The 23,536-nt window shown below is 41.1% G+C and carries 23 protein-coding genes; 11 read left to right on the forward strand and 12 right to left on the reverse strand.

The window, feature by feature from the left end; translation table 11 throughout:
• Window positions 1-6 precede the first annotated feature (6 nt).
• The 3 genes from ftsA to VGA95_13750 all read left to right on the forward strand — a co-directional run bounded on the left by ftsA (window position 7) and on the right by VGA95_13750 (window position 3,457).
• On the forward strand, window positions 7-1,236 hold the full coding sequence (ftsA, locus tag VGA95_13740; GenBank protein HEX9667605.1) for a cell division protein FtsA: 1,230 nt from the start codon (window positions 7-9) through the stop codon (window positions 1,234-1,236).
• A gap of 44 nt (window positions 1,237-1,280) precedes the next feature.
• A complete protein-coding gene (ftsZ, locus tag VGA95_13745; protein HEX9667606.1) occupies window positions 1,281-2,345 on the forward strand; it encodes a cell division protein FtsZ in 1,065 nt (354 codons plus the stop codon).
• A 611-nt stretch (window positions 2,346-2,956) separates the two neighbouring features.
• Window positions 2,957-3,457, forward strand: a complete 501-nt coding sequence (locus tag VGA95_13750; GenBank protein HEX9667607.1) for a carbonic anhydrase — start codon at window positions 2,957-2,959, stop codon at window positions 3,455-3,457.
• 81 nt (window positions 3,458-3,538) lie between these two features.
• Here VGA95_13750 and rsfS read toward each other — a convergent pair whose 3' ends face one another.
• The 4 genes from rsfS to ftsY form a co-directional block, all read right to left on the reverse strand.
• Window positions 3,539-3,928 (reverse strand): ribosome silencing factor, encoded by a 390-nt coding sequence (gene rsfS / locus VGA95_13755; protein ID HEX9667608.1) that lies wholly within the window; start codon window positions 3,926-3,928, stop codon window positions 3,539-3,541.
• Window positions 3,925-4,605 carry a nicotinate-nucleotide adenylyltransferase gene (gene nadD / locus VGA95_13760; GenBank protein HEX9667609.1) on the reverse strand — a complete coding sequence of 227 codons (681 nt, stop codon included), beginning with the start codon at window positions 4,603-4,605 and terminating at the stop codon, window positions 3,925-3,927. Before nadD ends, rsfS begins: the two co-directional genes overlap by 4 nt.
• Before the next feature lie 176 nt (window positions 4,606-4,781).
• A complete protein-coding gene (gene ribD, locus VGA95_13765) occupies window positions 4,782-5,888 on the reverse strand; it encodes a bifunctional diaminohydroxyphosphoribosylaminopyrimidine deaminase/5-amino-6-(5-phosphoribosylamino)uracil reductase RibD (protein HEX9667610.1) in 1,107 nt (368 codons plus the stop codon).
• Window positions 5,889-5,943: 55 nt separating this feature from the next.
• Complete coding sequence (gene ftsY / locus VGA95_13770) at window positions 5,944-7,332, reverse strand: signal recognition particle-docking protein FtsY (protein HEX9667611.1); 1,389 nt, start codon at window positions 7,330-7,332, stop codon at window positions 5,944-5,946.
• A gap of 398 nt (window positions 7,333-7,730) precedes the next feature.
• On the opposite strand from ftsY, the gene dnaE reads away from it, so the two are divergent.
• Entirely contained in the window at window positions 7,731-11,168 is a 3,438-nt protein-coding gene (gene dnaE / locus VGA95_13775; protein HEX9667612.1) for a DNA polymerase III subunit alpha, read from the forward strand.
• 3 nt (window positions 11,169-11,171) lie between these two features.
• Here the strand turns inward: dnaE and VGA95_13780 are convergent, their stop codons facing one another.
• Both VGA95_13780 and VGA95_13785 read right to left on the reverse strand, forming a co-directional pair.
• On the reverse strand, window positions 11,172-11,459 hold the full coding sequence (locus tag VGA95_13780; GenBank protein ID HEX9667613.1) for a DUF2103 domain-containing protein: 288 nt from the start codon (window positions 11,457-11,459) through the stop codon (window positions 11,172-11,174).
• A 219-nt stretch (window positions 11,460-11,678) separates the two neighbouring features.
• Window positions 11,679-12,146 (reverse strand): CBS domain-containing protein, encoded by a 468-nt coding sequence (locus tag VGA95_13785; GenBank protein ID HEX9667614.1) that lies wholly within the window; start codon window positions 12,144-12,146, stop codon window positions 11,679-11,681.
• A 317-nt stretch (window positions 12,147-12,463) separates the two neighbouring features.
• Between VGA95_13785 and VGA95_13790 the strand changes: the two genes are divergently transcribed.
• Both VGA95_13790 and VGA95_13795 read left to right on the forward strand, forming a co-directional pair.
• On the forward strand, window positions 12,464-13,309 hold the full coding sequence (locus VGA95_13790; GenBank protein ID HEX9667615.1) for a sulfurtransferase: 846 nt from the start codon (window positions 12,464-12,466) through the stop codon (window positions 13,307-13,309).
• Window positions 13,310-13,418: 109 nt separating this feature from the next.
• The gene (locus tag VGA95_13795) at window positions 13,419-13,844 is read left to right on the forward strand and encodes an SUF system NifU family Fe-S cluster assembly protein (GenBank protein ID HEX9667616.1); all 426 of its coding nucleotides are present in this window, start codon (window positions 13,419-13,421) and stop codon (window positions 13,842-13,844) included.
• Between the two features lie 131 nt (window positions 13,845-13,975).
• Here the strand turns inward: VGA95_13795 and VGA95_13800 are convergent, their stop codons facing one another.
• Together VGA95_13800 and VGA95_13805 are read right to left on the reverse strand one after the other, a co-directional pair.
• A complete protein-coding gene (locus tag VGA95_13800) occupies window positions 13,976-14,440 on the reverse strand; it encodes a cyclic nucleotide-binding domain-containing protein (GenBank protein ID HEX9667617.1) in 465 nt (154 codons plus the stop codon).
• Between the two features lie 268 nt (window positions 14,441-14,708).
• Window positions 14,709-14,981 carry a ComEA family DNA-binding protein gene (locus VGA95_13805; GenBank protein HEX9667618.1) on the reverse strand — a complete coding sequence of 91 codons (273 nt, stop codon included), beginning with the start codon at window positions 14,979-14,981 and terminating at the stop codon, window positions 14,709-14,711.
• 920 nt (window positions 14,982-15,901) lie between these two features.
• Between VGA95_13805 and VGA95_13810 the strand changes: the two genes are divergently transcribed.
• Together VGA95_13810 and VGA95_13815 are read left to right on the forward strand one after the other, a co-directional pair.
• The gene (locus tag VGA95_13810; protein HEX9667619.1) at window positions 15,902-16,312 is read left to right on the forward strand and encodes an EamA family transporter; all 411 of its coding nucleotides are present in this window, start codon (window positions 15,902-15,904) and stop codon (window positions 16,310-16,312) included.
• A 396-nt stretch (window positions 16,313-16,708) separates the two neighbouring features.
• The gene (locus VGA95_13815) at window positions 16,709-18,100 is read left to right on the forward strand and encodes a hypothetical protein (GenBank protein HEX9667620.1); all 1,392 of its coding nucleotides are present in this window, start codon (window positions 16,709-16,711) and stop codon (window positions 18,098-18,100) included.
• Between the two features lie 15 nt (window positions 18,101-18,115).
• Here VGA95_13815 and VGA95_13820 read toward each other — a convergent pair whose 3' ends face one another.
• From VGA95_13820 to VGA95_13830, 3 genes are all read right to left on the reverse strand, one after another.
• A complete protein-coding gene (locus VGA95_13820) occupies window positions 18,116-18,850 on the reverse strand; it encodes an SDR family oxidoreductase (GenBank protein HEX9667621.1) in 735 nt (244 codons plus the stop codon).
• Window positions 18,851-18,900: 50 nt separating this feature from the next.
• On the reverse strand, window positions 18,901-19,446 hold the full coding sequence (locus VGA95_13825) for a transposase (protein ID HEX9667622.1): 546 nt from the start codon (window positions 19,444-19,446) through the stop codon (window positions 18,901-18,903).
• A gap of 62 nt (window positions 19,447-19,508) precedes the next feature.
• The gene (locus tag VGA95_13830) at window positions 19,509-19,850 is read right to left on the reverse strand and encodes a phage holin family protein (protein HEX9667623.1); all 342 of its coding nucleotides are present in this window, start codon (window positions 19,848-19,850) and stop codon (window positions 19,509-19,511) included.
• A gap of 294 nt (window positions 19,851-20,144) precedes the next feature.
• Here VGA95_13830 and VGA95_13835 point away from each other — a divergent pair, with 294 nt between their 5' ends.
• Window positions 20,145-20,285, forward strand: a complete 141-nt coding sequence (locus VGA95_13835; protein HEX9667624.1) for a hypothetical protein — start codon at window positions 20,145-20,147, stop codon at window positions 20,283-20,285.
• Window positions 20,286-20,408: 123 nt separating this feature from the next.
• On the opposite strand, the gene VGA95_13840 is transcribed toward VGA95_13835, so the two are convergent.
• Complete coding sequence (locus VGA95_13840) at window positions 20,409-21,494, reverse strand: LLM class flavin-dependent oxidoreductase (protein ID HEX9667625.1); 1,086 nt, start codon at window positions 21,492-21,494, stop codon at window positions 20,409-20,411.
• 543 nt (window positions 21,495-22,037) lie between these two features.
• Between VGA95_13840 and VGA95_13845 the strand changes: the two genes are divergently transcribed.
• Both VGA95_13845 and VGA95_13850 read left to right on the forward strand, forming a co-directional pair.
• A complete protein-coding gene (locus tag VGA95_13845) occupies window positions 22,038-23,024 on the forward strand; it encodes a radical SAM protein (GenBank protein HEX9667626.1) in 987 nt (328 codons plus the stop codon).
• A gap of 183 nt (window positions 23,025-23,207) precedes the next feature.
• The gene (locus VGA95_13850; GenBank protein HEX9667627.1) at window positions 23,208-23,519 is read left to right on the forward strand and encodes an EthD family reductase; all 312 of its coding nucleotides are present in this window, start codon (window positions 23,208-23,210) and stop codon (window positions 23,517-23,519) included.
• Window positions 23,520-23,536: the final 17 nt, after the last annotated feature.

Consider the following 23,536-nt stretch of genomic DNA (forward strand, 5'->3'; position numbering starts at 1 on the left):
ATTGTGATGGGAAAGGAATCAAATTTGGTGGTAGGACTTGATATTGGAACGACGAAGGTGTGTGCTATTGTCGGAGAAGTAAACAGTAATAATGATATCGATATCATAGGTGTTGGAACCTATCCTTCTTACGGTCTTAAGAGAGGCGTTGTTGTAAATATTGAAAATACGGTTCAATCCATAAAGAACGCCGTTGAAGAAGCAGAGCATATGGCCGGATGTGAGATAAGGACTGTCTTTGCGGGTATTGCAGGGGGTCATGTCAAGGGTATGAGTGGACACGGAATGATAACATTAAGAAATCGCGAAGTCACAGATCATGATGTAGAGAGGGTCATTGAGTCTGCAAACGCATTATTGATTCCTGCTGATAGGGAAATTATTCACGTTATACCACAAGAATTTATAGTTGATGGTCAAGGAGGTATAAAAAATCCTATTGGAATTTGTGGAATAAAGCTTGAAACAAGGGTTCATATTATAACTGGTCAGATCACCGCTGCCCAAAACCTTGTAAAGTGTATTCACCGTGCAGGCATGGACGTCGCAGATATCGCATTGGAGCAATTGGCGTCCAGTCAAGCTGTACTTACGCAAGACGAGAAAGAAATTGGAGTTGTCTTAATCGACTGTGGTGGAGGAACGACTGATATCGCAATTTTTGTCGGGGGCAGCATCAGATACACGGAAAATCTAACGCTTGGAGGAGATCATATCGATAGGGATTTAGCTCTTGGCCTTTCAACTCCTCTGGGAGAGGCAAGAAAGATCAAGGAAAAATATGGTGTAGCACTATCGGATCTTGTATCTCTAGATGAGAGTATTGAGATCCCAAGTGTGGGGGGGCGCAGGCCAAGGCGGATTCCAAAAGCGGATTTGGCGATGATTATAGAACCGAGAATGGAGGAAATCTTCAGCCTTGTCAGGAGTGAGATAATAAAGTCTGGGTATAGGGATCTTATTCCTGCTGGTGCGGTAATCACTGGGGGGACTGTTATAATGGAGGGAACGGATGACCTTGCGGAAAAGATACTTGGCGTCCCGGTGAGAAGAGGAATTCCGACTGAGTTGGGTGGCTTGAATGATATTATCGCAAATCCTGTTTATTCCACAGGGGTAGGGCTTGTGCTTTATGGTACAAATTACAACGGGGAGAATAAGCTCCGTATAAGAGATGAAAATGTTTTTAAAAAGGTTTTTGATAGTATGAAAAATTGGTTTCAGGAGTTTTTTTAGGTTAAAATCTGATGAGCGGTATTCGACTTAAGGAGGATTAATTAATGGCAAATTTTGAAATCGAGGATTTTGGCCCTGAACAAAAGGCAAGGATAAAGGTCGTCGGTGTAGGGGGATCAGGGGGTAATGCTGTAAATACAATGATTGATAAAAACCTAGGTGGAGTGGAGTTTATTGTTACAAACACCGATTCGCAGGATCTAAAGAAATCAAGAGCGTCAACCAAACTTCAGATTGGATCAAGAACTACAAAGGGTCTTGGCTCTGGCGGTAATCCCGTTCTTGGAAGGGAGGCCGCTCTTGAAGACCAAGCAAAGTTAGCGGAATCGCTGGAAGGAGCCGATATGGTATTTATTACTGCCGGTATGGGTGGAGGCACCGGCACCGGGGCATCTCCGATTATAGCCGCAACTTCTAAGGAACATGGTGCACTCACCATAGGGGTTGTTACGAGACCATTTGGGTTTGAGGGTACCAAGAGAAACAAACAGGCAATAGAGGGCATAGAAAACTTGGAGAAGGAGGTTGACACTCTTATCATCATTCCCAATGACCGTCTCACGGCTGTGCATAAAATAAGCATAATTGAAGCATTCAAGAAAGCTGATGAAGTTCTCTATAATGCTGTTAGAGGTATTTCGGACATAATCAGTGGAACTGGATATATAAACGTAGATTTTGCAGACGTAAAAGCGATAATGGGTGAAAATGGCGGGAAGGCATTGATGGGGTCCGGCTATGCCGAAGGAGAGAATCGCGCAAGGCTTGCAGCTGAAACAGCAATAACTAGCCCATTACTTGAAGATATATCAATAGATGGATCACGAGGGATTCTAATAAATGTAACAGCTTCTCATGACTTCGGTATCGAAGAGCTAAATGATGCCTGTAATTATATAAGAGAGCGTGCTCACGAAGACGTCAATTTGATTTTCGGACTTGTATTTGATGAGGCGTTAAAAGGAGCCGTTCAGATTACGGTTATCGCAACGGGAATACAGAGTATAAAGGAAGAGAGTGTCAGTGAGATAGTGACCAAGTTGCCCACACAAACTCTAGATGACGAGTTTGAAATCCCTGCCTTCGTAAGGAGAAGGGGTATTAAATAAGTTTTTTAACCTAAGGGCTATCTTAATAAAACACCTAAACTCAGAACCCGTTCGCTGGCGTGCAAGTGTATTGCCCGATTACGGCACTCGAGTGGATGTATTATTGGGCATCCATTCCTACCCTTATGTTACCACGGCATGTAGTTGGCACTTCGACCCTGCCCTTCGTTATGCTCGGTGTGATCGGGTTTTTCTAAACGCGGATTTTTGTAAGAAACAAACGTTCCGCGTGTCATCCTGCGATGAATGGATTTGACGACCTTCAAAAACGTTGACACCGAATAAAATCCGTGCATCCTGAGCCCTGAGTAGTGAGCTTTTCGAACTATCGAAGGGTCGAAGGATGATTCCTTGTCATACCCGAGGACTACCAATTAAAAACTTACGGGCGGGAGTTTTATCGGGAAGCCATTATTCTGTCATACCCGAACGAAATCGATTGTCGATCAAAGGTTGCATCTTGGAACCTTCGTTATTGTTACAGAAAAATACTTATTGTTTAATAAGTAACCAGTTAATCAACCGCCTTTCCCCAACGAATTCGGATATCTACGCCAAATTACCTCTGGTATGTTTATTGCAACATGTATTCCGAACAGAGGCAAATGCTCATGAGTGTTATCGACGAGGTTCTAAGCGCTAATAGGGCGTATGGCAAGAAATTTAAGCTTGGCAAGCTGCCTATTCCGCCATCTCGTATGCTCGCTGTGGTTGCGTGTATGGATGCTAGGCTAACAATCGAGGAGATGCTAGGATTAAAGACAGGAGAGGCCCATATAATTCGTAATGCAGGAGGGATAGTATCTGAAGATGCCATAAGATCATTAATAATTTCTCATCATCTCCTTGGTACAAGAGAAATTATGATTATAAATCATACTGATTGCGGAATGCTTACATTTACCGATGAAAAACTTAGAAAAAATCTTTTAAAGAAAACCCGTACCGCAACCGTAGCGCCCCTTTTGTTCCACTCTTTCAGCGATATTTGGGAGAATGTACGACAGCAGATTCAAAAGGTGAAATCTCATCCATGGGTGCCCAAAGATATCCCTGTTAGGGGATTCGTTTATGATGTCAAGACCGGTAAGCTTGACGAGGTTTTTGCTTAAACGATTTAAGGATTGTTTCAGAAAAGATTGTGAAAATTGTAAGAATAGAAAAAAAGTAACCATATCCTACCAATCCTAAGTCTAGGCAAATTCTTCCAAGTCTTCTGCAGGGATTGGGAATTCCTCAATAAACGGAATCCCTATACGAGGGGAGTCGATCCACAGTCCTTCTAAATCGTAAAATTTCCTTAAGGGTTCATAGAACACATGGACTACCACATCCAGAGCATCAATTAGGACCCATTTGCCTTCTGTGTATCCTTCGACACCAATAACCCTTTGTCTGAGCTCTTTTAGTTTTCTTTCAATATGGTCAACAATCGTTCTTACCCCTCTATCCGAGTTGGCACTGCAGATGACAAAATAATCTGTAATGTTACTAAGCGCCTTCATCTCGAGCAGTCTTATATCTTGCGCCTTTTTTTCCCAGGCGGCGCGTGCAATGACTAAAGCCTTTTCTTTGGATTCTATTTAGCGGCCTCCTTCTTGTACATACTGTGCTCTAGTATATAGGCTTCGACACTCGACGGGACAAGATATTTTATGGATTTGAATTTTCTGATTAGTTCTCGTATCTTTGTTGACGATATTTCCAATCCGTCTATTTTAACGAGACTCAAAATCTTGGAGTTTTTATTTATGTAAAGAGTCAAATTGTTATACCGCTTATAATATCGAAAATCATCCCTAATTTCAAGTGGAAGCATTTCGGGGAAATCAAAACCAAATCCAGGCCTCTCTATTACGGCAAAATTCGACGCCCTGAATATTTTCTTATAATCCTTCCAGCTATCTATTTCAGAAAATAGATCGGATCCTGCTATAAAGTATAAGTCAAACGGTGGAAATGCATCGGAAAAATATCGCAGCGTATCGATAGTATAGGACTTTCCACCTCGTTTTATTTCTATATCCGAAATTCCAAAAAAATTGTTATCATTCAATGCGAGCTCAAGCATCTTCAGACGGTCATGAGGTGAAGCCATCCCTGGAGTGGTCTTATGAGGGGGCACGGAGGTTGGAACGAAATAGATTTTCTCAAGATCCAATATTTCTCTGATCTCTTCGGCGGCCCTCAGGTGACCAAAATGGATAGGATCGAATGTTCCACCGAAGAGCCCTACCTTTGTGAGTCGAGTTTCATTCATTCCTTAATTCTCATATTATAATATCTTTTATGTGGGAGGAATATAATTTCATGTCCTACTTCTAATGATTGATTATTCGATTTTAAAATTTGATTAGGGATATTAATATTTTGAAAAGGGCGCATTGTTCATAGAAAAGGAACAAGCAATTTTTCGATCATCTTATTGATGATTGCTTATATATAACCTTCGATCATTAGTTCCTCTCCAAAAACCTTAACCTTTAATCCTCTGATCGCCAGTGCTTCTTTGACTTTTAGAATATTAAGGTCTCCTACCATACTAACACCCTCCGCTCCAATAATTTTTGGCGTATAGAAAAGAACAATCTTGTCAACCACTCTTTGACTCAGCGCCGAAGCCGCCACTCTGCTCCCCCCTTCTATAAGAATGCTTGTTATCTCCAATTCTCCGAGCTTCTTGAGTAAACTAGGTAAATCTATTTTTCCATTTTTATCGCTATCAAAAATTAGGACTCTTGACCCCATATCTTCTAGATTATTTTTCTTTTCTACGTCTGCTTTATGTGTGGTGATTATTAACGGTGATTTATGAATCTTAAGCAATCGTGACTCGATTGGGATCCTGAGTCTGGAGTCAAGTACTATCGGGATGGGTTGATCTGTAGCCCTCTTCCCCAGCCTGACATTAAGCTGCGGATCGTCATGTAGAACGGTTTCTATTCCTACCAGAATAGCATCGACTTTTTTCCTCAGCCTGTGTGCGAAATTTCTTTGACTTTCGCTCCCTATCCATTTTGCATCTCCTGTCATGGTTGCTATCTTGCCATCGAGGGTGCAGGCGAGTTTAAGAGTAACAAAGGGAATCCCAGACCTTATATACTTGAAGAATGCCTCGTTTACGATTTTACAAGCCTCCTCAACTACACCTACTCTTACATTTACGCCCCTTTGTTTAAGGAGTTCTATTCCGTTCCCCGAAACTTTGGGATTTGGATCGAGGGTTCCGACCACAACATTTGATATACCCTTTTTGATGATTGAATCGACGCATCGCGGTGTCCTTTTATCTCCGTGGCAGCATGGCTCCAATGTTACATAGAGGGTCGAGCCATTGACAACGTTCCCCTTGTTTTCAGAATCGAATATGGCTTCTATCTCTGCGTGAGGAAGCCCCGCTTTTTTATGATATCCCTTGCCGATGATTCTTCCTTCTTTAACCAGTACGGCTCCTACAAGGGGGTTCGGACTGGTCATTCCCTCGGCTCTCTTCGCAAGACTGATTGCGAGAGACATATATTTGGTGTCTGAGTCCTTGGGCATATATTTTTTGCGAAACCCAAAAATTATTAGTGAAAGTTAAGTTATGACGGAAATCCTAATGTATGGTTTCCTCACCAGTAACGAATAAAGCCTCTACAAATTCTTCGGCATTAAATTCTCTTAAGTCTCCCAGGCTTTCACCGATACCTATGAATTTAACGGGGATATTTAACTCATCGGCAATAGCCAAAATCACGCCTCCCTTGGCAGTACCGTCCAGCTTAGTGAGGATGATGCCAGTGATGTCGATTGCTTCATTAAACATCTTTGCCTGCTGAATTGCGTTTTGTCCAGTTGTTGCGTCGAGGACTAGTAAGGTTTCGTTGGGAGCTCCATCGAGTTCACGTGATATGACCCTTCTCAACTTTTTAAGTTCTTCCATTAGATTTGTCCTTGTGTGCAATCTTCCTGCCGTATCAACAATGAGGATATCGGTATCCCTTGCTTGGGATGCTTTCAGTGCATCAAATGCGACGGCCGACGGGTCTGAACCGCTCTGGCCTCTTAAGAAGTCGCTGCCGACCCTTTTTGCCCAAATTTCAAGTTGCTCTACAGCCGCGGCCCTAAAGGTATCTGCGGCAGCAACCATTACGGTTTTACCTTCGTTACTGAATTTGTATGCAATTTTCCCGATTGTGGTAGTTTTTCCCACCCCATTCACTCCTGCGATAATTATTACAAATGGTTTTGATTCTATTTTAAGGGGTTTCCCCTCGGACTTTTTCAGCATTTCCAAACATTCTTGTTTAAGGGTGTCCATTATCGCCTTTGAGTCTCTAAGCGATTTCTTCGATAGCTTTTCCTCAATCCTTTGCCTGAGCTTCAAGGTTGTACCAACCCCAAGATCCGCCGTAATTAGTGCCTCCTCAAATTCATCCCATAGATCCTCATCTATTTCCCTTTTTGAGAGTATTTGGTCTAATTTGCCAACCAGGCCAACTTGAGTTTTCGAAAGACCCGACCGGAGTCTTGAAAAAAGGCTTTCCTTGGTTTCAGGCATTTCCTGCACCCTTTTTTCTGCAACGTCATACGGTTCTGTTGTATCGACCATTGCTTTTTCAAATGCATAGCGGTCTTCGTCAATGACGGCTTCTGGCTTTATCCTAAGCTCTTCTTCCACTGCCAGTTCTTTGGTTCCTTGTGTAGATTCATCGGGTCGCGTTTGCTCTAGTACGTCTTGTTGTACCGATTTATTCAATATACGATCAGTCTCAGTGTATTTATCTACTACTGGTTCTTCATGAGGAATATCTTTATGAGGTTCAATGGCTGATTTAACAGGTGAAACATCATGTCTAGGTGTCTCCTCGGGTAAGGAATCCTCTTTTTTGGGTTCCGGTTTTTCTTCGAATAAATAGGTCAGAATTAATGAAATAATTACAATGCCCGCGATCAATATGATAATCCATATTGGTCCGTGGAGGTCGGTGTAAAAATTATTCAAAAGGGGGATTAATTTCTCCATAACTCTATAGCGGTATTACAGAAATTAGTAGCTTTAAGTATTACTTAAATAAGAATCAGATTATTATTACATTCCTGTCTGCTATTATATGATACCATATGATTTGTGGAAAACCTTAATTCCGGTTTTCATCATTAAGCTTTGTGTCTTTTCCAATTAATAGCTTTTACACACAATCCTCATCGGAGATTTTCAGAGTCTTCATCCAAGGCTATTGTCGGGTACATCATGTAGTGATCGATGAGCAATCCGGATTGGCAAAACGAAGGCTATTTGATATGTTATTTGGCGCCCCCTATAATCTAACATTCCAATATCATTGTATTATATTTTAAAACTTGCGGAGATCAAAATTTCTGATATATAATACGTTGTAAATGGCACATGGTTTTGTTCACCTCCATCTACATTCTCAATATTCCCTGCTCGATGGCGCAATAAAATTTGAAGAACTTTTCTCTAAATTACATGAGTTAGGAATGAATTCAGTGGCGCTCACCGACCATGGGAATCTCTTTGGCGCTTTTGACTTTTATAAAAAGGCGAAACAGTTTTCGATTAAGCCCATTATAGGTTGTGAAGTGTACATTACTCCGAAGTTAAAATCGGATAGTACAAACCATGAGAGAAACAATCATCTCATCCTTCTTTCAATGAATCAGCAGGGCTATAAAAACCTATCTAATCTGGTCACCAAGGCATATTTTGAAGGATTTTACAGGAAACCAAGAATAGATCATGAGCTTCTAGAAAAGCACAGTGAAGGGCTCATTGTACTGAGCGGCTGTCTTAATGGCGAGGTTTCCAGGAGCATTCTGAATAATGATATGAAAGAATCGTTAAGCATTGCGGCAAAATACAAGGAGATGTTTGCGGATCGATACTACCTTGAGATTCAGGCAAATAGACTTTCGGACCAGGAACTCGTGAATGAAAAGGTCAAAGAGCTCGGTAAGAGACTTAAAATACCGATTGTTGCTACTAACGATTGTCACTTTTTAAGGCGAGAGGATTCTAAACCACATGATGCTCTTTTATGCATACAGACCGGGACGACATTGGCGGATAAAAATAGGTTTAGATTTCAGGGCGACGAATATTATGTTAAGTCTCACGAGGAAATGCTTGAATCTCTCAGGGGACACGAAGAGGGGATCGAGAGGACGTTAGAAATTGCGGATCGGTGCAATTTTGATTTCGAAACCAATGGTTACAAGTTGCCCGTGTTCGAACTAGAAGATGGGAGATCACACGATGAATATTTAGCTGGACTAGCTAGGGAGAAGCTCGGCAAAAAATTAATGGAAAATGACGTCCCTTCAAACATGATTCCCGTTTACAGAGAGCGTCTCGAGAGTGAAATCAGTACGTTGAAGGATATGGGGTTTTCCGATTATTTGCTGGTTGTTGCAGATTTCATTGATTTTGCAAAGTCACACGGCATACCCGTTGGACCTGGGAGAGGAAGTGCTGCTGGTAGCCTGGTTGCTTATGCACTCGGCATTACTGAAATTGATCCGATACCATACAATCTCATTTTTGAAAGGTTTCTTAATCCCGAGAGAGTAAGTATGCCCGACATCGACGTTGATTTTTGCGGAGATCGAAGAGATGAAGTTATAGGGTATGTTACCGGAAAATACGGGTCCGATAAGGTTGCTCAGATCGGCACTTTTGGAACAATGTCTGCAAAGGCTGTAATAAAAGATGTTGGCAGAGTTCTTGGAATTCCCTATGCGGACGTTGACAAGTTTACCAAACTAATCCCGTCATTCAGGGGCAAGGTTTTTAGCATTGATGACTCAATCGCTCAAGTCCCGCAAATAAGGGACCTGATTGAAAAATCACCCGCACTTAAAGAACTGGTTGAACTCGCTCGACCTCTCGAGAATATGGTGAGGCACTCCTCTACACATGCAGCTGGTGTCGTGATATCTAGTGAACCGCTTGCCGACTATATTCCGTTGTATCGGGGATCAAACAATGAAGTTGTAACACAGTATGATATGAATTCGATTGAACACTTGGGATTTGTGAAATTTGATTTCTTAGGATTAAAGACTCTAACAGTAATAGATAGAACCATTAAATTAATAAAAGAGGGTCGAAATTCCACAGATAGTCTTGATTTTGACATCTCAAAAATTCGTCTCGACGATCCCGATGTTTTTAAACTTCTTTCAAGCAATTATACAAGAGGAATTTTCCAAATTGAGTCATCTGGCATGAAGGAGCTTCTTCAAAGCCTTCAAGCGACGAATTTTGAAGATATCGTTGCCGTGCTCGCGCTTTATCGCCCCGGACCACTCGACAGTGGTATGGTAGACGAATTTATTAAACGAAAACATGGGGAGAAGGATATAGAGTATCCTCTCCCTGAACTGGAAGGAATCTTAAAAGACACATATGGACTTTTTGTCTACCAGGAGCAGATAATGAAGACGGCCAGCTTAGTGGCTGACTACAGTCTTGGCGAGGCGGATCTTCTCAGGCGCGCTATGGGAAAGAAGAAGTCGGCTGAGATGAAGGCTCAGAGACAGCGATTTCTAAGTGGGGCGAAGAAAAATGGAATAAGCCATAAAAAGGCCAAAGAGATATTTGACACGATGGAAAAATTCGCCGATTATTCGTTCAACAAGAGTCATAGCACCGCTTACGCATTATTAACATATCAAACCGCTTACCTCAAGACTCACTTCCCGGCTGAATTTATGGCTGCCCTGCTATCTGCCGAATCAGGAAACAGCGATAAAGTTATATCAAGCATTGCGGAATGCAGGGAAATGGGGATTGAGGTACTCCCACCCGATGTGAAAGAGAGCATGTCGGGATTTACGGCTCAGGCTGGAAAAATTAGGTTTGGTCTTTCCGCGATTAAGCATGTTGGTCAGTCGACGGTTGATGCAATAATAGAATCGAGAAACGAGGGTGGAAAATTTAATTCAGTATTTGATTTCTGTGAGCGGGTGAGTTCGAGAAAAGTAAATAGGAGGACCATCGAGAGCCTGATAAAGAGCGGTGCTTTTGATTCATTGGGAAATCATAGGGCACAACTCATGGAATCGGTAGATACACTCTTGACTTATACATCAATCAAGCAGAAATGCTCTCCTGAGGGCCAGAGCACTCTTTTTACAATGAATGAATCGCTTTCCCAACCCAGATTACCAGAGGTTGAAGAATGGAATGAGAAAGAGATACTGAAAAATGAAATGGAGGTGTTGGGGTTTTTCGTCACTAATCACCCAATGGCAAAATACGTCTCTGAGATAGAAGAGTATACTTCGAACATTGATACAGAGCATATATGTGAAATAAAGGAAAGGAGCGAGGTCACGATAGCAGGTGTCGTACGATCAATGACTGTAAGGCACACAAAAAATGGATCTGGTATTTTTGGGAATCTAGTACTCGAAGACATGAAAGGATCGGTGGAAGTTTTGATATTCAATGACCTACTTAGAAAATCACTTCCTTTGTTAGAAGAAAAAGTAGAGCCCATTATTGTGAAGGGGAGGTTAGAAACCACTGAAGAAAGGGTAAGAATAAGGGCGAATAACATATTATCACTTAGAGAGGTTAGGAACAATTCAAAGGTTCATATCAGGCCAAGGGATAGTGTTAAGAGAGATGATCTTCATAGATTAATGGAAATAATTAAATACTACCCAGGTGAATCTTTGGTACATCTTCATTTTGAAACAAGCCTAGGGGAGGCTGTCATTGAAATCGGTGAATCAAGGGTTGAAATTCAGGATAAGTTTATTGAAGATGTTGAGGGGCTTTTTGGTAAGGGTACTTTGAGGTTCGGATAGCAACTATTTAACCCCTAAATCTCTAAGCACATCTTTAAGCTTATCAGGGAATCTCGTCACAACAAAGATTTCTTGAATCGAAGTTCCGCTCTTTGCAATAAGCTTCGCACCACTAATGGTGTTATATTTGTATTTTACGATAAGTTTCTCACCGGTGGCGTTACTAACTTTTATCTCACCTGGCAATATTCCCTCGACAAATTCAAGGGTCGAGATGTTTTCTTCTAGAAATTTCTTTAGTCCCTTTATCATACTATGTTGTCTTTTGATTTTGAGTTTTCTGTGTCTCATTGTCATCGGGTTTCCTGTTTGTGGATTGCTACAACAAACTAAAGAAACAAATTAACATCGGAAGAATTTCACGACTCGAAATAACTCTTCATTCAAGAAATTTTTAATTTATAAATATAGTATTACTGGCCAATAAAACACCTGATCTCGATATAAATAATTATTGTTAAAATCAATTTGGATTGTCTTGAATATCTTTTCGGAAGCGTGAGACCAATTTCAAGTATTTATATCGATTTGTTTAACGTGGGGCCCAAAGGCATATTCTTGGGTTATTTCGAGCTGGTATTTCAATTCATTAACCAACCTTTCCTTGAGATCTTTCAAGGATAGCATTCCGTAATATTTTCCGTCCTCATCGAGAATTATCAGGTGAGAGATGTTGTTAGTGTTCATCAGTTCCAGACATTCATAGAATGAAGAGTCGAGACCTACTGTACGCAGGTCTGTTGTCATAATATCTTCTACCTTTAATTCACACGGATTCCTGCCCATGGCAACAACCATGTTCGAGAAGTCACTCTGGCCCACAACCCCAACTATTTGTCCCTTTCTTCTGACACCGATGGTTCTTACCTTAAAGTTCTTTAGCTTAAGGGCTGCAACATCAGTGGTGTCTTCAGCATCCACAAAGTAGACCCTTTCCCTTTTTCCTATCAAGTCTCTGACTTTTAGATTTTTTAACATGGATGCCCTCCTATGTTGTTATTACAGACTTTTACTTAAAGATACATATGTCTATACCTTTTATCTTAGCATAAAATTTAAAAATAAAGAACCCAGATCAATTATTTTCTTAGATGCCCGATTCTGTTCGTAATAGAATGAGATTTTTATGATTGTTATTTCATCATATTAGTAATTTGATTAAAATTAATACAAGAAGGCATTAATCCTGGAATTATTGTTGATTTTGTCTGGGATAATGTCTATAATCTTATATTTTGAAACCCGGTTAGGGTTTTTTCTTCTAAAATCAATCAAAATATAAAGGAGGTACGTATATGTCCGATTACGCTCATCCAGAGGTGTTGGTTAGCACTCAGTGGGTTGAAGATCATGTAAATGATCCTAACATCAGAATTGTAGAATCTGATGAGGACGTACTGCTTTACGATGTTGGTCATGTGCCAGGTGCTGTGAAGATTGATTGGCAGACTGAGCTGCAAGATCAATTGATAAGGGATTATGTAAGCAAAGAAAATTTTGAGAAACTGATGTCAGATAAGGGAATCACGAATGACTCCACGGTGGTATTCTACGGTGACAAGAGCAATTGGTGGGCCTGCTACGCTTTTTGGACATTCAATGTGATGGGGCACGATAAGTGTTTGATCATGAATGGTGGAAGGCAAAAATGGATTGAAGAGAAACGCCCTTTATCAAAGGACTTGCCAAGTGATCCTAAAACTGATTACAAGGTTACTAAAACCAATGAATTTATAAGAGCATTTCGTGACGAGGTAATGAAACATATGGGATCTGGAAATCCTCTAATCGATGTTCGTTCACCAAAGGAATTTACTGGAGAGCTTCTTCATATGGAAGCCTATCCCCAAGAGGGGGCATTGAGGGGAGGGCACATACCAAGTGCGAAAAATGTTCCCTGGGCACGCGCAGCTAACGAGGATGGAACATTTAAATCACCGGATGAACTAAAAGCGATTTATCAAGGGGAAGTCGGTCTAAAACAAGGCGATAACGTAATCGCATACTGTCGAATAGGAGAAAGGTCCTCTCACACCTGGTTTGTCTTGACTTATCTACTGGGCTTCAAAAACGTGAAGAACTATGATGGGTCATGGACGGAGTGGGGCAACCTTGTCAAGGCTCCAATTGAAAGACCGTAATTGGTCCAAATGGTGCTGGCGGTGTAAAGACTTAAATACGCAGCCTAAATAGAATTGTACGTATTTTTTTTATTAAAGAAATTTCTAGGTTATATTTTCAGTTATGGAAATGGATCGTGAAGAGCTCATGCAAGTTATATTGGACCATTATGAGAATCCCAGGCATTATGGGGCTCGTGAGGATTCGTATGTAGTTCAGAAGGGTGGTAATCCTGGATGTGGTGACATTATTACGATTTATCTCAAACTCGATGATGACGGAAGAATCAGAGATGTTTCTTTCGATGGAGAGGGTTGCATAATAAGCCAAGCTACTACGTCTATGATTACCGATATTGTTTTGGGTAAAACCGCTGAAGAGGTGGAGAAGATGAATCCGGATGTTATCACAGATTTGATTGGCAAGGACCTGGCATTAACACGTCCGCGCTGTGCTACTCTTGGCATTACAACAATAAAGCAAGCAATACAGGAATGGCGTAAGCAAAAGACGATAGCCGAGATTGAGAAGGAAAGAAGCTTAGCAAACAATTAACAAACATACTTTAGCAAGGCTATTTTTTGTTATTGCAATTAATTACAAGGTATAACTAGCTTGTTCTACCCATCAGCAGGAGTCTGATTTTTCATCTTGCTGAAGAAATCTCAAAAATCAAATTCCCTGGGTCAAGCATGGATTACGTACATATTTGGATTTTGTGACCTGAGTGATCGTAGTCTCTGTTCTATTATCTTGGCAAATCTCTTCATCAGTTCGTAGCCAAGATCATGATCCTCCTCGCATTGTTTCCTGATTTTATCACCGTCGATCGAAATCGCTTTAGTCAGTCCTATAGCTCGGGCGTCAAAATGCCATCGGTGTGGAGGAAACAGCCAAGACCACCCAAGTACGTCGCCTTCACCGAGGTTAAGGACTACAATGGGATCTCTTTCTGGTGCCATTAATGCCTCTATAGCAACATTGCCTTGCAAAATGATATAAAACGTATTTGCTCTTTCATTTTCACGGAAAATAATTTCACCAGGATCAAATCGCGCTTCGGATGCACATGCTAAAATTAAATCGAGGTAGGTTTTGCTCAGGCCCTTAAAAAAAGGGTGTTTCGAAATAAATGACTTAAGTTTCTGCACCTAATTTCTCCTCTTGTTTACAACGAAATTGTAACATAGAATTCTGAACGCCATATGGTTAATAATTGCCTAGAATTGTATGAATACTACTCGACTTATTATACCATGGTTCAAAAAGATTAGAGTTTTCAGGTCGCGTAGAGTATCGGTTTATTCTGTTGAGCAGTTAACTGCTCAACAGAATAAACGTCTTGTGAAGGAATTTAATAAAATCCCTTTTGATTATATTGGGTGAGAATCATATGTTGATGATTCTTATGTTAATCGCTTAATTACTCACCGTAATCAAGTCTTTCAGTGTCTCGTATTTCTTTTCGCCTATGCCCTTTACATTCATTATGTCTTCAGTCGTTTCGAACTTGCCATTCTGCTCTCTGTATTCGATTATCTTTTTTGCAGTAGCCTCACCTATTCCGGGCAGTTCGGCGAGTTGCTCAACTGAAGCTTCATTTAAATCGACGGGCGCGGCTTGTGACAAGCCGTATGAGGTGAAAAGAAAGATCGACAAAGAAACTAAAAGAAACAATCTGAGTTTCTTCATGGTGTTCCTACCTCCCTTGAATTTGATTTCTGGTGAAAAGTATACGGCTATTTTTATTTTGTTGTTGAAATTTATTTTAATAGAATTTAAAAATCCCATCCATTCAAGTAAAGGTAGTTAGATATGTGAAAGTATTTTCAATTTCAGGCTTCCTCTAGGACCTTTCAAAATTGTCGGTGATGTAAAGTCCATATATTTCAGGGACAAGATCTTTAAAAGTATTTTCTTCAATTATCCTATCTTTTCTTTCTAACTTCTTTGTCTTGATACTGAATAGATCCTGACCTTTCATCAGGACATGGTTCAGCACAGGTACAGAGAAGAAACCTATGTCCTCGTTCGCACGTGAAAAGTCCCTCTTTTTTAAAGAGCCTGTCCTGAGCTAGGTCGAAGGGGGATTTAGGGAGATTTTTACGTCTTCGTTTCTGATTTTCTTAACGCAATTTTTGGAAGGCCGTTCGAATCCTTTACATTCTGAAAAGGATTAATCAAAATAAATCTATTCATGAAATTCTGAGTATTTTGTGCACGAAATATCTAACATCTACAGGTGATGCTTAACAGTTCACTAAGTCAACCAAAACCCGTGCGTCCTGAGCCCTCAGTAGTGAGCTTGTCGAACTATCGAGGGGTCGATGGACGAATGTTTGTCATGCCCGAGGACTCCCCGCCAACGACATGCGGGGACAAGCGTAATCGGGCATCCATGAAGAATTACGTTGAAGAATGACATCGTAGATCCCCGATAAATGCTTTCGGGGATGACATGTTTCAGAGTTACCTATATCGTATGTTGGAATGTCTCCATTAAAAGATTAGACCATAAAACTAAAATTAAATGTGAACAGATGCGATGGTTGATAACATGTATCTTTTTTTATAGAATAGGGATCTTAAATAAATATTAAAGGACAAACAAAATGGAAAGATGGGTTATATTTGCACTCACCGCTACTATGATGTGGGGGCTTGGAAGCTTTTTTGGAAAGGTCGCATTGATGAGGGATATTCCATATCGTGTCTATTTTTTCGAGGGGATCGGAACTATAACTGTATTAACCTCGTTGATCATCTTTAAAAGGCACGAAATCTTTACGGGCTTCGCTGTAAACCCCTACGCTTTGCTAATGGGGCTAACATGGGGAATAGGGACAATAATTTTTATTATTGCCTTACAACCAGCAAAACTCTCTGCTCTTGTTCCTTTAACAGCGGTGTATCCAGCGGTCACAGTGATACTGGGCGTTATTGTTTTACATGAACGATTAGACTTGAGAGAGATTTTAGGAATTGTTTTTGCCATCCTAACAGTAGTGTTGCTATCTAAATAATGCTTCAATTAATAACTTAGGAGATGTAGAATCGAAAAGTCAAATGGCGCTCAAATAAATAAAGCCAAAATGCCGCCTGTGACAAATTGGGGGGGGTGTGCTTTGTATGAAAGTTTCAGCGAATCCTGCTTTCAGATTTAGAATTTTTAAATTCAACAAGTTATAAATTTAGCTCTAATTGGCTAAAGATTTGAACATTGGTTATATTAACATTTATTTTAATTTGGAATATTTTAATGCCTCACTTAGAGGAAATTTCAAGTTTTTACAAAACCATTTATCATACCAAGTATAAACTGTGTAAATGGTGTTAGCCGGTTTTATCTAAATTGATTTTTATATTTTGTTATTTTAAATTCTGTTTTAATCAAAGTATACATAGTTTGAGGAGGTAAGATGGGAAAAAGAGGCAATTCTAATTCTATTCTGAACAAGGGCTATGAAGAAGCCCTAAAATATCCCTTTTTTGAAGCAGTATTTAACAGGCGCTCACGCCGATTCGGATTAGGCATGGAGCTGAAAGATTCCACCCTTGAATTTACATCTGACTATGACCCTATTCCACTGGATGAATTGGAGGAGGCATTATTAGTATGGTCTGGAACAGGTCTAACAGGACTTTGCCTTGCGGACCTCCCACCTGAAACTGGTATTGATCTACTGTGTCAGTGGACCGGGCGTACATGGCCTTCGGCTTGTAATAACCATGGTACAGAGTTGTTTTTTACAAATGATAAGGGTCTTTATTACATTGATGTTAAGAGAATGCTCCCCCAACATCATGAACTCGATATGTTCTTTAACATGAGCCGTGATGAAAAGATCCAGCGAGTGCTTGAACTTTACCGCGAAAGTTTGGTTAAGATCGAAGACGGGCGGGCAAATCTTCCTGATAAGATGCCGGGTTTATTTAATTTCAATCAGTGGAATACAAACAAACCGGGAACATCTGTTTTCATACCGGTGACTGACATAACGGAAGAGTATATAAATCTGCTTCTTTTATATTGCAGTAGTACTTATGGATTTACCATTATCGATGATCTAACCGGTAAACCGGCGGGAATTGAAAAATGGGTTAAGATGGGGAGACTCAAGGAGCAGGTTAAGCTATCCCTTTTTGATCTTGAAGTGAGAATCCTCACAGGACTAAATGTTGAGCAGGCATTTATATGTCAGAATATGAGCCTGGCGCTTCAGGCGCTGGGCCTTGCGGGTTGGACGTTTAGCGGATTTATTCCAAGATTTGCGATGGGCGCTGCACCTCAGTTATTCAAGGGATTAGGTTTTAGGTTTATTCAACCCAAAAAGGGGCCAATAGATCCCCCAACAACAGTGCCTGTGGGAAGGGATGGTGTTTTGGAAGGGTATTGTCCTCCGTATTACAAGGATATGGGCGAGGCTATTGAGGCTTTCTTTGAGCACAAGAATGAAGCCTGGAAACCAGAGAAGCCATTTCCTTATGCCGAACCCGATAAACATCTGATGAAAGCCCCAAAGCCCACTGAGAGGACAATCCAGATTGTAAAAGACGTCGCTAATTACATATACGACACATATGGAAGATTCCCTGCATTTGTTGATCCAATGTACATGCGTCTAGTTTTTCAAGCAATGCATCTAGACCTCGAATTCTACGATAAGTATTATCCGCCTGGCTCTTATTCAGACATGCACGTAAACCACTTCAAGCTCTTTCATCCAGACATGAAGGATCCTTTTGCTTATAAGACCGAAAAGAAGAGGGTTAGGGCCAAACAACCCGGAAAGAAGAAGATTAAGGCCTGACCCCTTTTTTATTTTTTATATTCCCCAGCCACCGCTAAGGTGAATGTTGGTACCGTTTACATACCTCGCTTCGTCTGAAAGAAGGAAGGTTACCGCTTCAACAGCGTCACTTGTACTACCTAAATAACCCGCCGGGATTCGCTTGACCATAGCTTCCAGCTCTTCTTTCGGCGCACTCCCTGAGTCGATAAAACCCGGCGAGATTGCATTTACGGTTATTCCATGAGGGGCCAGCGTGCGTGCTAACGATCGGGTAAGTATCAGAACGCCCGCCTTTGCGATATAATGCGCCGTTAGGTTCGGTTGAGCAACCATTTGATCTGCGTTTGCCATGCTGAAGTTCACAATACGTCCCCAATTTCGGCCGATCATTCCCGGTGACACAGCTTTACTAAGGTAAAAGATCGGATGCAGGTTATTGTCAAACATGGAATGCCAACCTTCAAGAGTTTCTTCTAAAAGATTTACACGATGATATGGACCGGCACAGTTTATTAATGCATCAATATGTCCCCATTCACTCTCTACTTTTTTGACAAATTCCTCAGCTGCCTTTGGGTTCGAAACATCGCACTGAATTGAAATGCATTTGCTACCCAATTCCTCAATCTCTTGTTTTGTTTTCTCGGCTTCAGCGCTAGATTTCCTATAACAAATAGCGACAGACCAACCCTGCTCCGCAAGTCTAAGTCCTATGGCTCTTCCAATACCCTTTGCCCCACCCGTTATTAATGCAACCTTTTTATTCATTTCCGAACCCTTTATTATAGACATGCCATGGCATGTCTCTACAATGATGATCAAAAATCTGGATTGTATTTGTCAAATTCCCATTTTAGAGGATTATATTTTATATATTCCCTGATTTTATTTAGTGATTTCTCATTACGAATAATGTGCTCATAGAAACGTCTCTGCCATCCAAAATTATTATAACCATTGTTTCTACACCACCGCGTCACACTGGATTTATATTGATTAATGATAACGGATAGTGAACCAGAGATTGGTTTCGAGAATTTGTTTGTAAAAGTACCATCTTGTAGGGACACGCCATGGCGTGTCTCTACAGTTGGATTATCTATGATTAGTATCCCATGAATGTGATTAGGCATTATAATGTATTCATTTAATGTAGCATTTCTGAAATGTTTTGGTATTTCAGACCAGTATGAATTACATATCTCGCCGATTTCCGATAACTCAATATTTTCTCGTACCACCCTACCTAAGAATACTTTCCGGTATTTAGTACAAATTGTTATAAAGTAATACGCACTAGACGAATAATCCCATTCTTTCAACCTAGTTGAATCTGTGCGATGCTTAGTGTTGAAGAAATTCATGCGTATGATTCAGATGAAGTTAAACATATGAGTAAACATAATTATATTGTAAAAAGTTTCATTTAATAACTGAAGACGAGACCCTTCAAAATCATATTTAAAATAGCAAGGACAATTGCTCCAAAGAACGCAGACCAGAACCCATTTACTGCGAAGCCAGGAACAAAAAAAGTCGCGAATTTAAGCATTAGTGCATTTATAACAAAAAGAAAGATCCCGAAGGTAAGGATTGAGATTGGGAGAGTAAGGATTTTTAATATAAATCCGAGTGTCGCATTAATTAGACCAATCACAACTGCTGCTAGCAGGGCAGACCAAAAGTTTTTGATTTCAAACCCCGGGATTAGGTGAGCCACTATCACCAGGCTTAAGGCACTTAAAATCCAACTGATAATCAATACCATAGTGGATACTCCTTTGGAGATGAAGAAGTTATATCAGTATTTTAAAGAACGGGATTTATTGAAAATCAAGATAAATGAACAGATAACCTTAAATAATCCCAGAAAACTAAAGCGCTTAACATTACAATTACCCCGTTTAAATTGGTTTTAAATTAAAAGATCGTCTTAAATTGACACAATGTTTCAGTACTTATACTATTCATCTAAAGTTGATTTTCTCAAGTTACTCATTGCTATAAAGAAAAATCCGGACGGTCGAGGTCATTTACTGATAAAGGTGCTCTAGAGACCATTATGGACAGCACAGTTACGAGACAGGTCGGTCGAACAGTTGCGAGAGAGCTAAGTCGTGGGATCTTGGGTGTATTCGGGCTTGGAGGTAGAACGCGCGGCACCGGGACAAGACGAACTACAAGAAGGCCCTCCTGGTTCTGACACCTCTTTGTCATTTCCGCGGACGGTCAGGGGGAATCCATGTCATTTAGATCCCCGATAACTATGCTCCTGGATGACAAAAGAGGCGCCATTCCCAAATACCTTTATTGGGAATCCATGTGGTTAACCGAGATCCTTCAACCTCGGCATTACCTCTTCAACCAGTAGCTTCATGCAGTGAACCCATTTGTCTTTGGGCTTCCACTCGTGACCCATTACAAGCAACACACCAAATCCCCCAACGTGATCGTAGAGTTCCTTTATTCGCTCCACTACATCATCGGGGCTCCCGACCAACCATATATTGTCGATCATATAATCCGGTGTTACGTCGGAATCAGCCATGGATTTATCAACTTTAAAGATATCTAGGTTGCCCCTAATTTTTGGGACTATTTTGAAAAAGTAATCAGTAAAGTCTCTCGCTAGGGTTCCTTCCTTAACCTCCTTTTTTGCCTCTTCAGTGGTGTCGGCTACATAAACGTCTCTTGCAATTCTCCACTTTGAACGATCGGGGGTTTTGCCTGACTTTTTAGCTCCTTCTTCAACAGACGACCAATGAGTAATTAAAATATCTTTAGGTATAAAGTTAATGCTCATGGGTATCCAGTTCCTCTCCCCTGCTATACTCAGTGTCCCCGATGATTCTGTTAGCCCCGCAACTGCGATTGGTGGATGGGGAGTTTGATAAGGTTTAACATGCACACCTAGACCTACGTCATTTTGCCGCTCCGGAACGCGAAACTTCCATCGCTTGTTTCCATAAGGACCAGGCCTTGGGTTATTCCATAGATTAAGGATAAAATCCAGTGACTCATTTGTTAAATCCCTTTGCTCCCCTGTTTTTGGGTCAATCCCGAATGCTTGAAAGTCACCGATAAATGTCCCCGATCCGACACCCCAGTAGAATCTCCCTTTAGCCAAATGGTCAAGAACAGCTATTCTGTGGGCGAGGACGAAAGGATCATGATTTGGTAGACACGAAACGCCCGTGCCAAGTATTATGTTTTTAGTTAGGGGAATAGCTTTAGCAATAAACAGGTCGGGTGCGGGTATATTCTCCCATTCTGCGGTGAAGTGCTCCCCAATCCAAGCCTCTTTGAAACCAAGTTGGTCGAGTATGATTATCTGCTCAAGGTCCTCATCAAGACTCTGAGTATAATCGGAACCTAGGGGATGAAGAGGCATTGTAAAATAGCCAATTTCCATTCGAATCTCCTTACCAATCAATTAGAAGATAGCGTGATGATATTATCACGTAGAATGTGTTTCTTGCAACTCGGTAATTGATGAATGGGCAATTATTCCGTTAGGAAATATTTTTTTCTATATTCAATTTGTAAATTTTTGTAATTGTCATAGTCCAATTCCCATTTCAGTGGATTCTTTAAAACGTATTCCCTTATTTAATTTAGATCATATTCATTTCGAATTATGTGTTCATAGAAATTTCCTTGCCAAACAGGCATTCCACGGGTTCCAAGCATTTTATTGATTCGTTTGGTTGCAGAGGATTAAATAATCGAATGATAGTTGGAATCGAATTTTGTACGGGTTTTTCACAATGTTCAAACGTAGGGGGCACGCTGCAGCGTGCCCCCTACTTGAAATAAATACCTCAAATATTTTATAATTCTTTCTGTTTTATGTTACGCTCTTTGCGAAATACATAAAAAATCGCCTAATCATAAGCATTACGTTTCTCAGGTTAAGTGAGTTCATTGGTAATTAAACGTAGAAAAGGAGAACGATATGGGTTATACGAAAGATGCCTTCCGCGCTTGGGGACGTATCCTTACAGGATATTATCCTTTCTTAGCTATCGAGATCACACGCGCATGCCCTCTCAGTTGCCCTGGTTGTTATGCGTATGAGCCTCAGCATCTTCATCAGCTTGGGCCGTTGATAGAATTATCTGACTACAAGGGTCAAAGGTTGATAGACGGCGTTTTAAACCTCGTGCAACAATACCGTCCAGTTTATGTCTCAATTGTCGGGGGTGAGCCTCTGGTGCGATACAGGGAATTGGATGCTATACTCCCGGAGATAAGTAAACAGGGCATCACAACCATGGTCGTAACCAGTGCTGTCCGCGAGATTCCCAAATCATGGAGTGGCATTGAGCGATTGCGTTTGGCTGTCTCCATAGATGGGCTGCAGCCTGAGCACGATGTAAGAAGAGCGCCCGCAACCTATGATCGTATCCTTAAAAGCATTTCGCACCATACAATCACAGTTCATTGCACAGTGACAGGCCAGATGGCTAGAAGGCCAAATTACCTTGAGCAGTTTTTAACGTTCTGGTCTGAAAGGTCGGAGGTTAATACGATTTGGTTTAGCCTTTTTACACCCCAAAAAAATGCTCGGGCAGAAGAGATTCTTACGCCGGAGGAACGGGCAAGAGTAGTGAACGAGCTTGCCGGGTTACGAGATCGATTTCCGAAACTGGATATGTCGGATTCAGTGGTTGAAGGATACCTTGATCCCCCAAGATCACCGAGTGAATGTGTTTTTGCTCGAGCTAACCTTAGCGTCACAGCAGATTTAAGAAACAGAATAACACCCTGTCAGTTAGGGGGAGAACCCGATTGTTCTCAATGCGGGTGTATGGCGTCGGCCGGCATGAAATCGGTAGGTGAATACCGAGTAATGGGATTCGTACCTTTGAGATCAATTTTTGAAGTATCTGAACGCATAGGAAAGGGCGTTAAAAAAGTTATGGGGAGGGAACTTTATTGAGCGCTGTAACTGCATATTGGGCGACGCGCGTGATAAATCGCAGCCCAGGAAAGGTCTTCTCAAACCGTACGCCGGACTTGACTGGTAGTGTTCCTAGGATCTAATGCGATTGGTCGTACGAAGAAAGGCAAAAAGCGTTTGCATGTTGGCCAAGTAAACATCTTAATATAGGGGGAAGAAATAATGATAAAAATTAGCGTCTTTTATCCGAATGAGGAAGGGAAAGGATTTGACATGGAGTACTACTGTAAAAAGCATATACCCATGGTGCAGGAGAAGTTAGGAGCTCAGTGCAAGGGTGTGGCTGTGGAGCAAGGTCTTGGTGGCGCGGAACCCGGATCACGAGCGACTTTCGTCGCCATGGGCCATCTATATTTCGATTCGGTAGAGGCATTTCAAGCGGCCTTCGGGCCACACGCTGAAGCGATTATGGGAGATATCCCTAACTACACCGATATTCGCCCCACGATTCAGATCAGCGAAGTGAAAATATAGAAAATATAGTAACCTGA

The sequence above is a fragment of the Thermodesulfobacteriota bacterium genome, from assembly GCA_036397855.1.
Lineage (GTDB): Bacteria > Desulfobacterota_D > UBA1144 > Nemesobacterales > CSP1-2 > DASWID01.

What these genes read in the sequence shown, in the direction of transcription:
- VGA95_13810 (HEX9667619.1), top strand. Translation starts at nt 15,902, where the DNA reads ATGGAAAGATGGGTTATATTTGCACTCACCGCTACTATGATGTGGGGG.
- VGA95_13795 (HEX9667616.1), top strand. Translation starts at nt 13,419, where the DNA reads ATGGATCGTGAAGAGCTCATGCAAGTTATATTGGACCATTATGAGAAT.
- VGA95_13790 (HEX9667615.1), top strand. Translation starts at nt 12,464, where the DNA reads ATGTCCGATTACGCTCATCCAGAGGTGTTGGTTAGCACTCAGTGGGTT.
- VGA95_13840 (HEX9667625.1), bottom strand. Translation starts at nt 21,494, where the DNA reads ATGGAAATTGGCTATTTTACAATGCCTCTTCATCCCCTAGGTTCCGAT.
- nadD (HEX9667609.1), bottom strand. Translation starts at nt 4,605, where the DNA reads ATGAATGAAACTCGACTCACAAAGGTAGGGCTCTTCGGTGGAACATTC.
- dnaE (HEX9667612.1), top strand. Translation starts at nt 7,731, where the DNA reads ATGGCACATGGTTTTGTTCACCTCCATCTACATTCTCAATATTCCCTG.
- VGA95_13780 (HEX9667613.1), bottom strand. Translation starts at nt 11,459, where the DNA reads ATGAGACACAGAAAACTCAAAATCAAAAGACAACATAGTATGATAAAG.
- VGA95_13805 (HEX9667618.1), bottom strand. Translation starts at nt 14,981, where the DNA reads ATGAAGAAACTCAGATTGTTTCTTTTAGTTTCTTTGTCGATCTTTCTT.
- VGA95_13750 (HEX9667607.1), top strand. Translation starts at nt 2,957, where the DNA reads ATGAGTGTTATCGACGAGGTTCTAAGCGCTAATAGGGCGTATGGCAAG.
- ftsA (HEX9667605.1), top strand. Translation starts at nt 7, where the DNA reads ATGGGAAAGGAATCAAATTTGGTGGTAGGACTTGATATTGGAACGACG.
- VGA95_13830 (HEX9667623.1), bottom strand. Translation starts at nt 19,850, where the DNA reads ATGGTATTGATTATCAGTTGGATTTTAAGTGCCTTAAGCCTGGTGATA.
- VGA95_13850 (HEX9667627.1), top strand. Translation starts at nt 23,208, where the DNA reads ATGATAAAAATTAGCGTCTTTTATCCGAATGAGGAAGGGAAAGGATTT.
- ftsZ (HEX9667606.1), top strand. Translation starts at nt 1,281, where the DNA reads ATGGCAAATTTTGAAATCGAGGATTTTGGCCCTGAACAAAAGGCAAGG.
- VGA95_13825 (HEX9667622.1), bottom strand. Translation starts at nt 19,446, where the DNA reads ATGAATTTCTTCAACACTAAGCATCGCACAGATTCAACTAGGTTGAAA.
- VGA95_13785 (HEX9667614.1), bottom strand. Translation starts at nt 12,146, where the DNA reads ATGTTAAAAAATCTAAAAGTCAGAGACTTGATAGGAAAAAGGGAAAGG.
- VGA95_13815 (HEX9667620.1), top strand. Translation starts at nt 16,709, where the DNA reads ATGGGAAAAAGAGGCAATTCTAATTCTATTCTGAACAAGGGCTATGAA.
- VGA95_13820 (HEX9667621.1), bottom strand. Translation starts at nt 18,850, where the DNA reads ATGAATAAAAAGGTTGCATTAATAACGGGTGGGGCAAAGGGTATTGGA.
- VGA95_13845 (HEX9667626.1), top strand. Translation starts at nt 22,038, where the DNA reads ATGGGTTATACGAAAGATGCCTTCCGCGCTTGGGGACGTATCCTTACA.
- ribD (HEX9667610.1), bottom strand. Translation starts at nt 5,888, where the DNA reads ATGCCCAAGGACTCAGACACCAAATATATGTCTCTCGCAATCAGTCTT.
- VGA95_13835 (HEX9667624.1), top strand. Translation starts at nt 20,145, where the DNA reads ATGGACAGCACAGTTACGAGACAGGTCGGTCGAACAGTTGCGAGAGAG.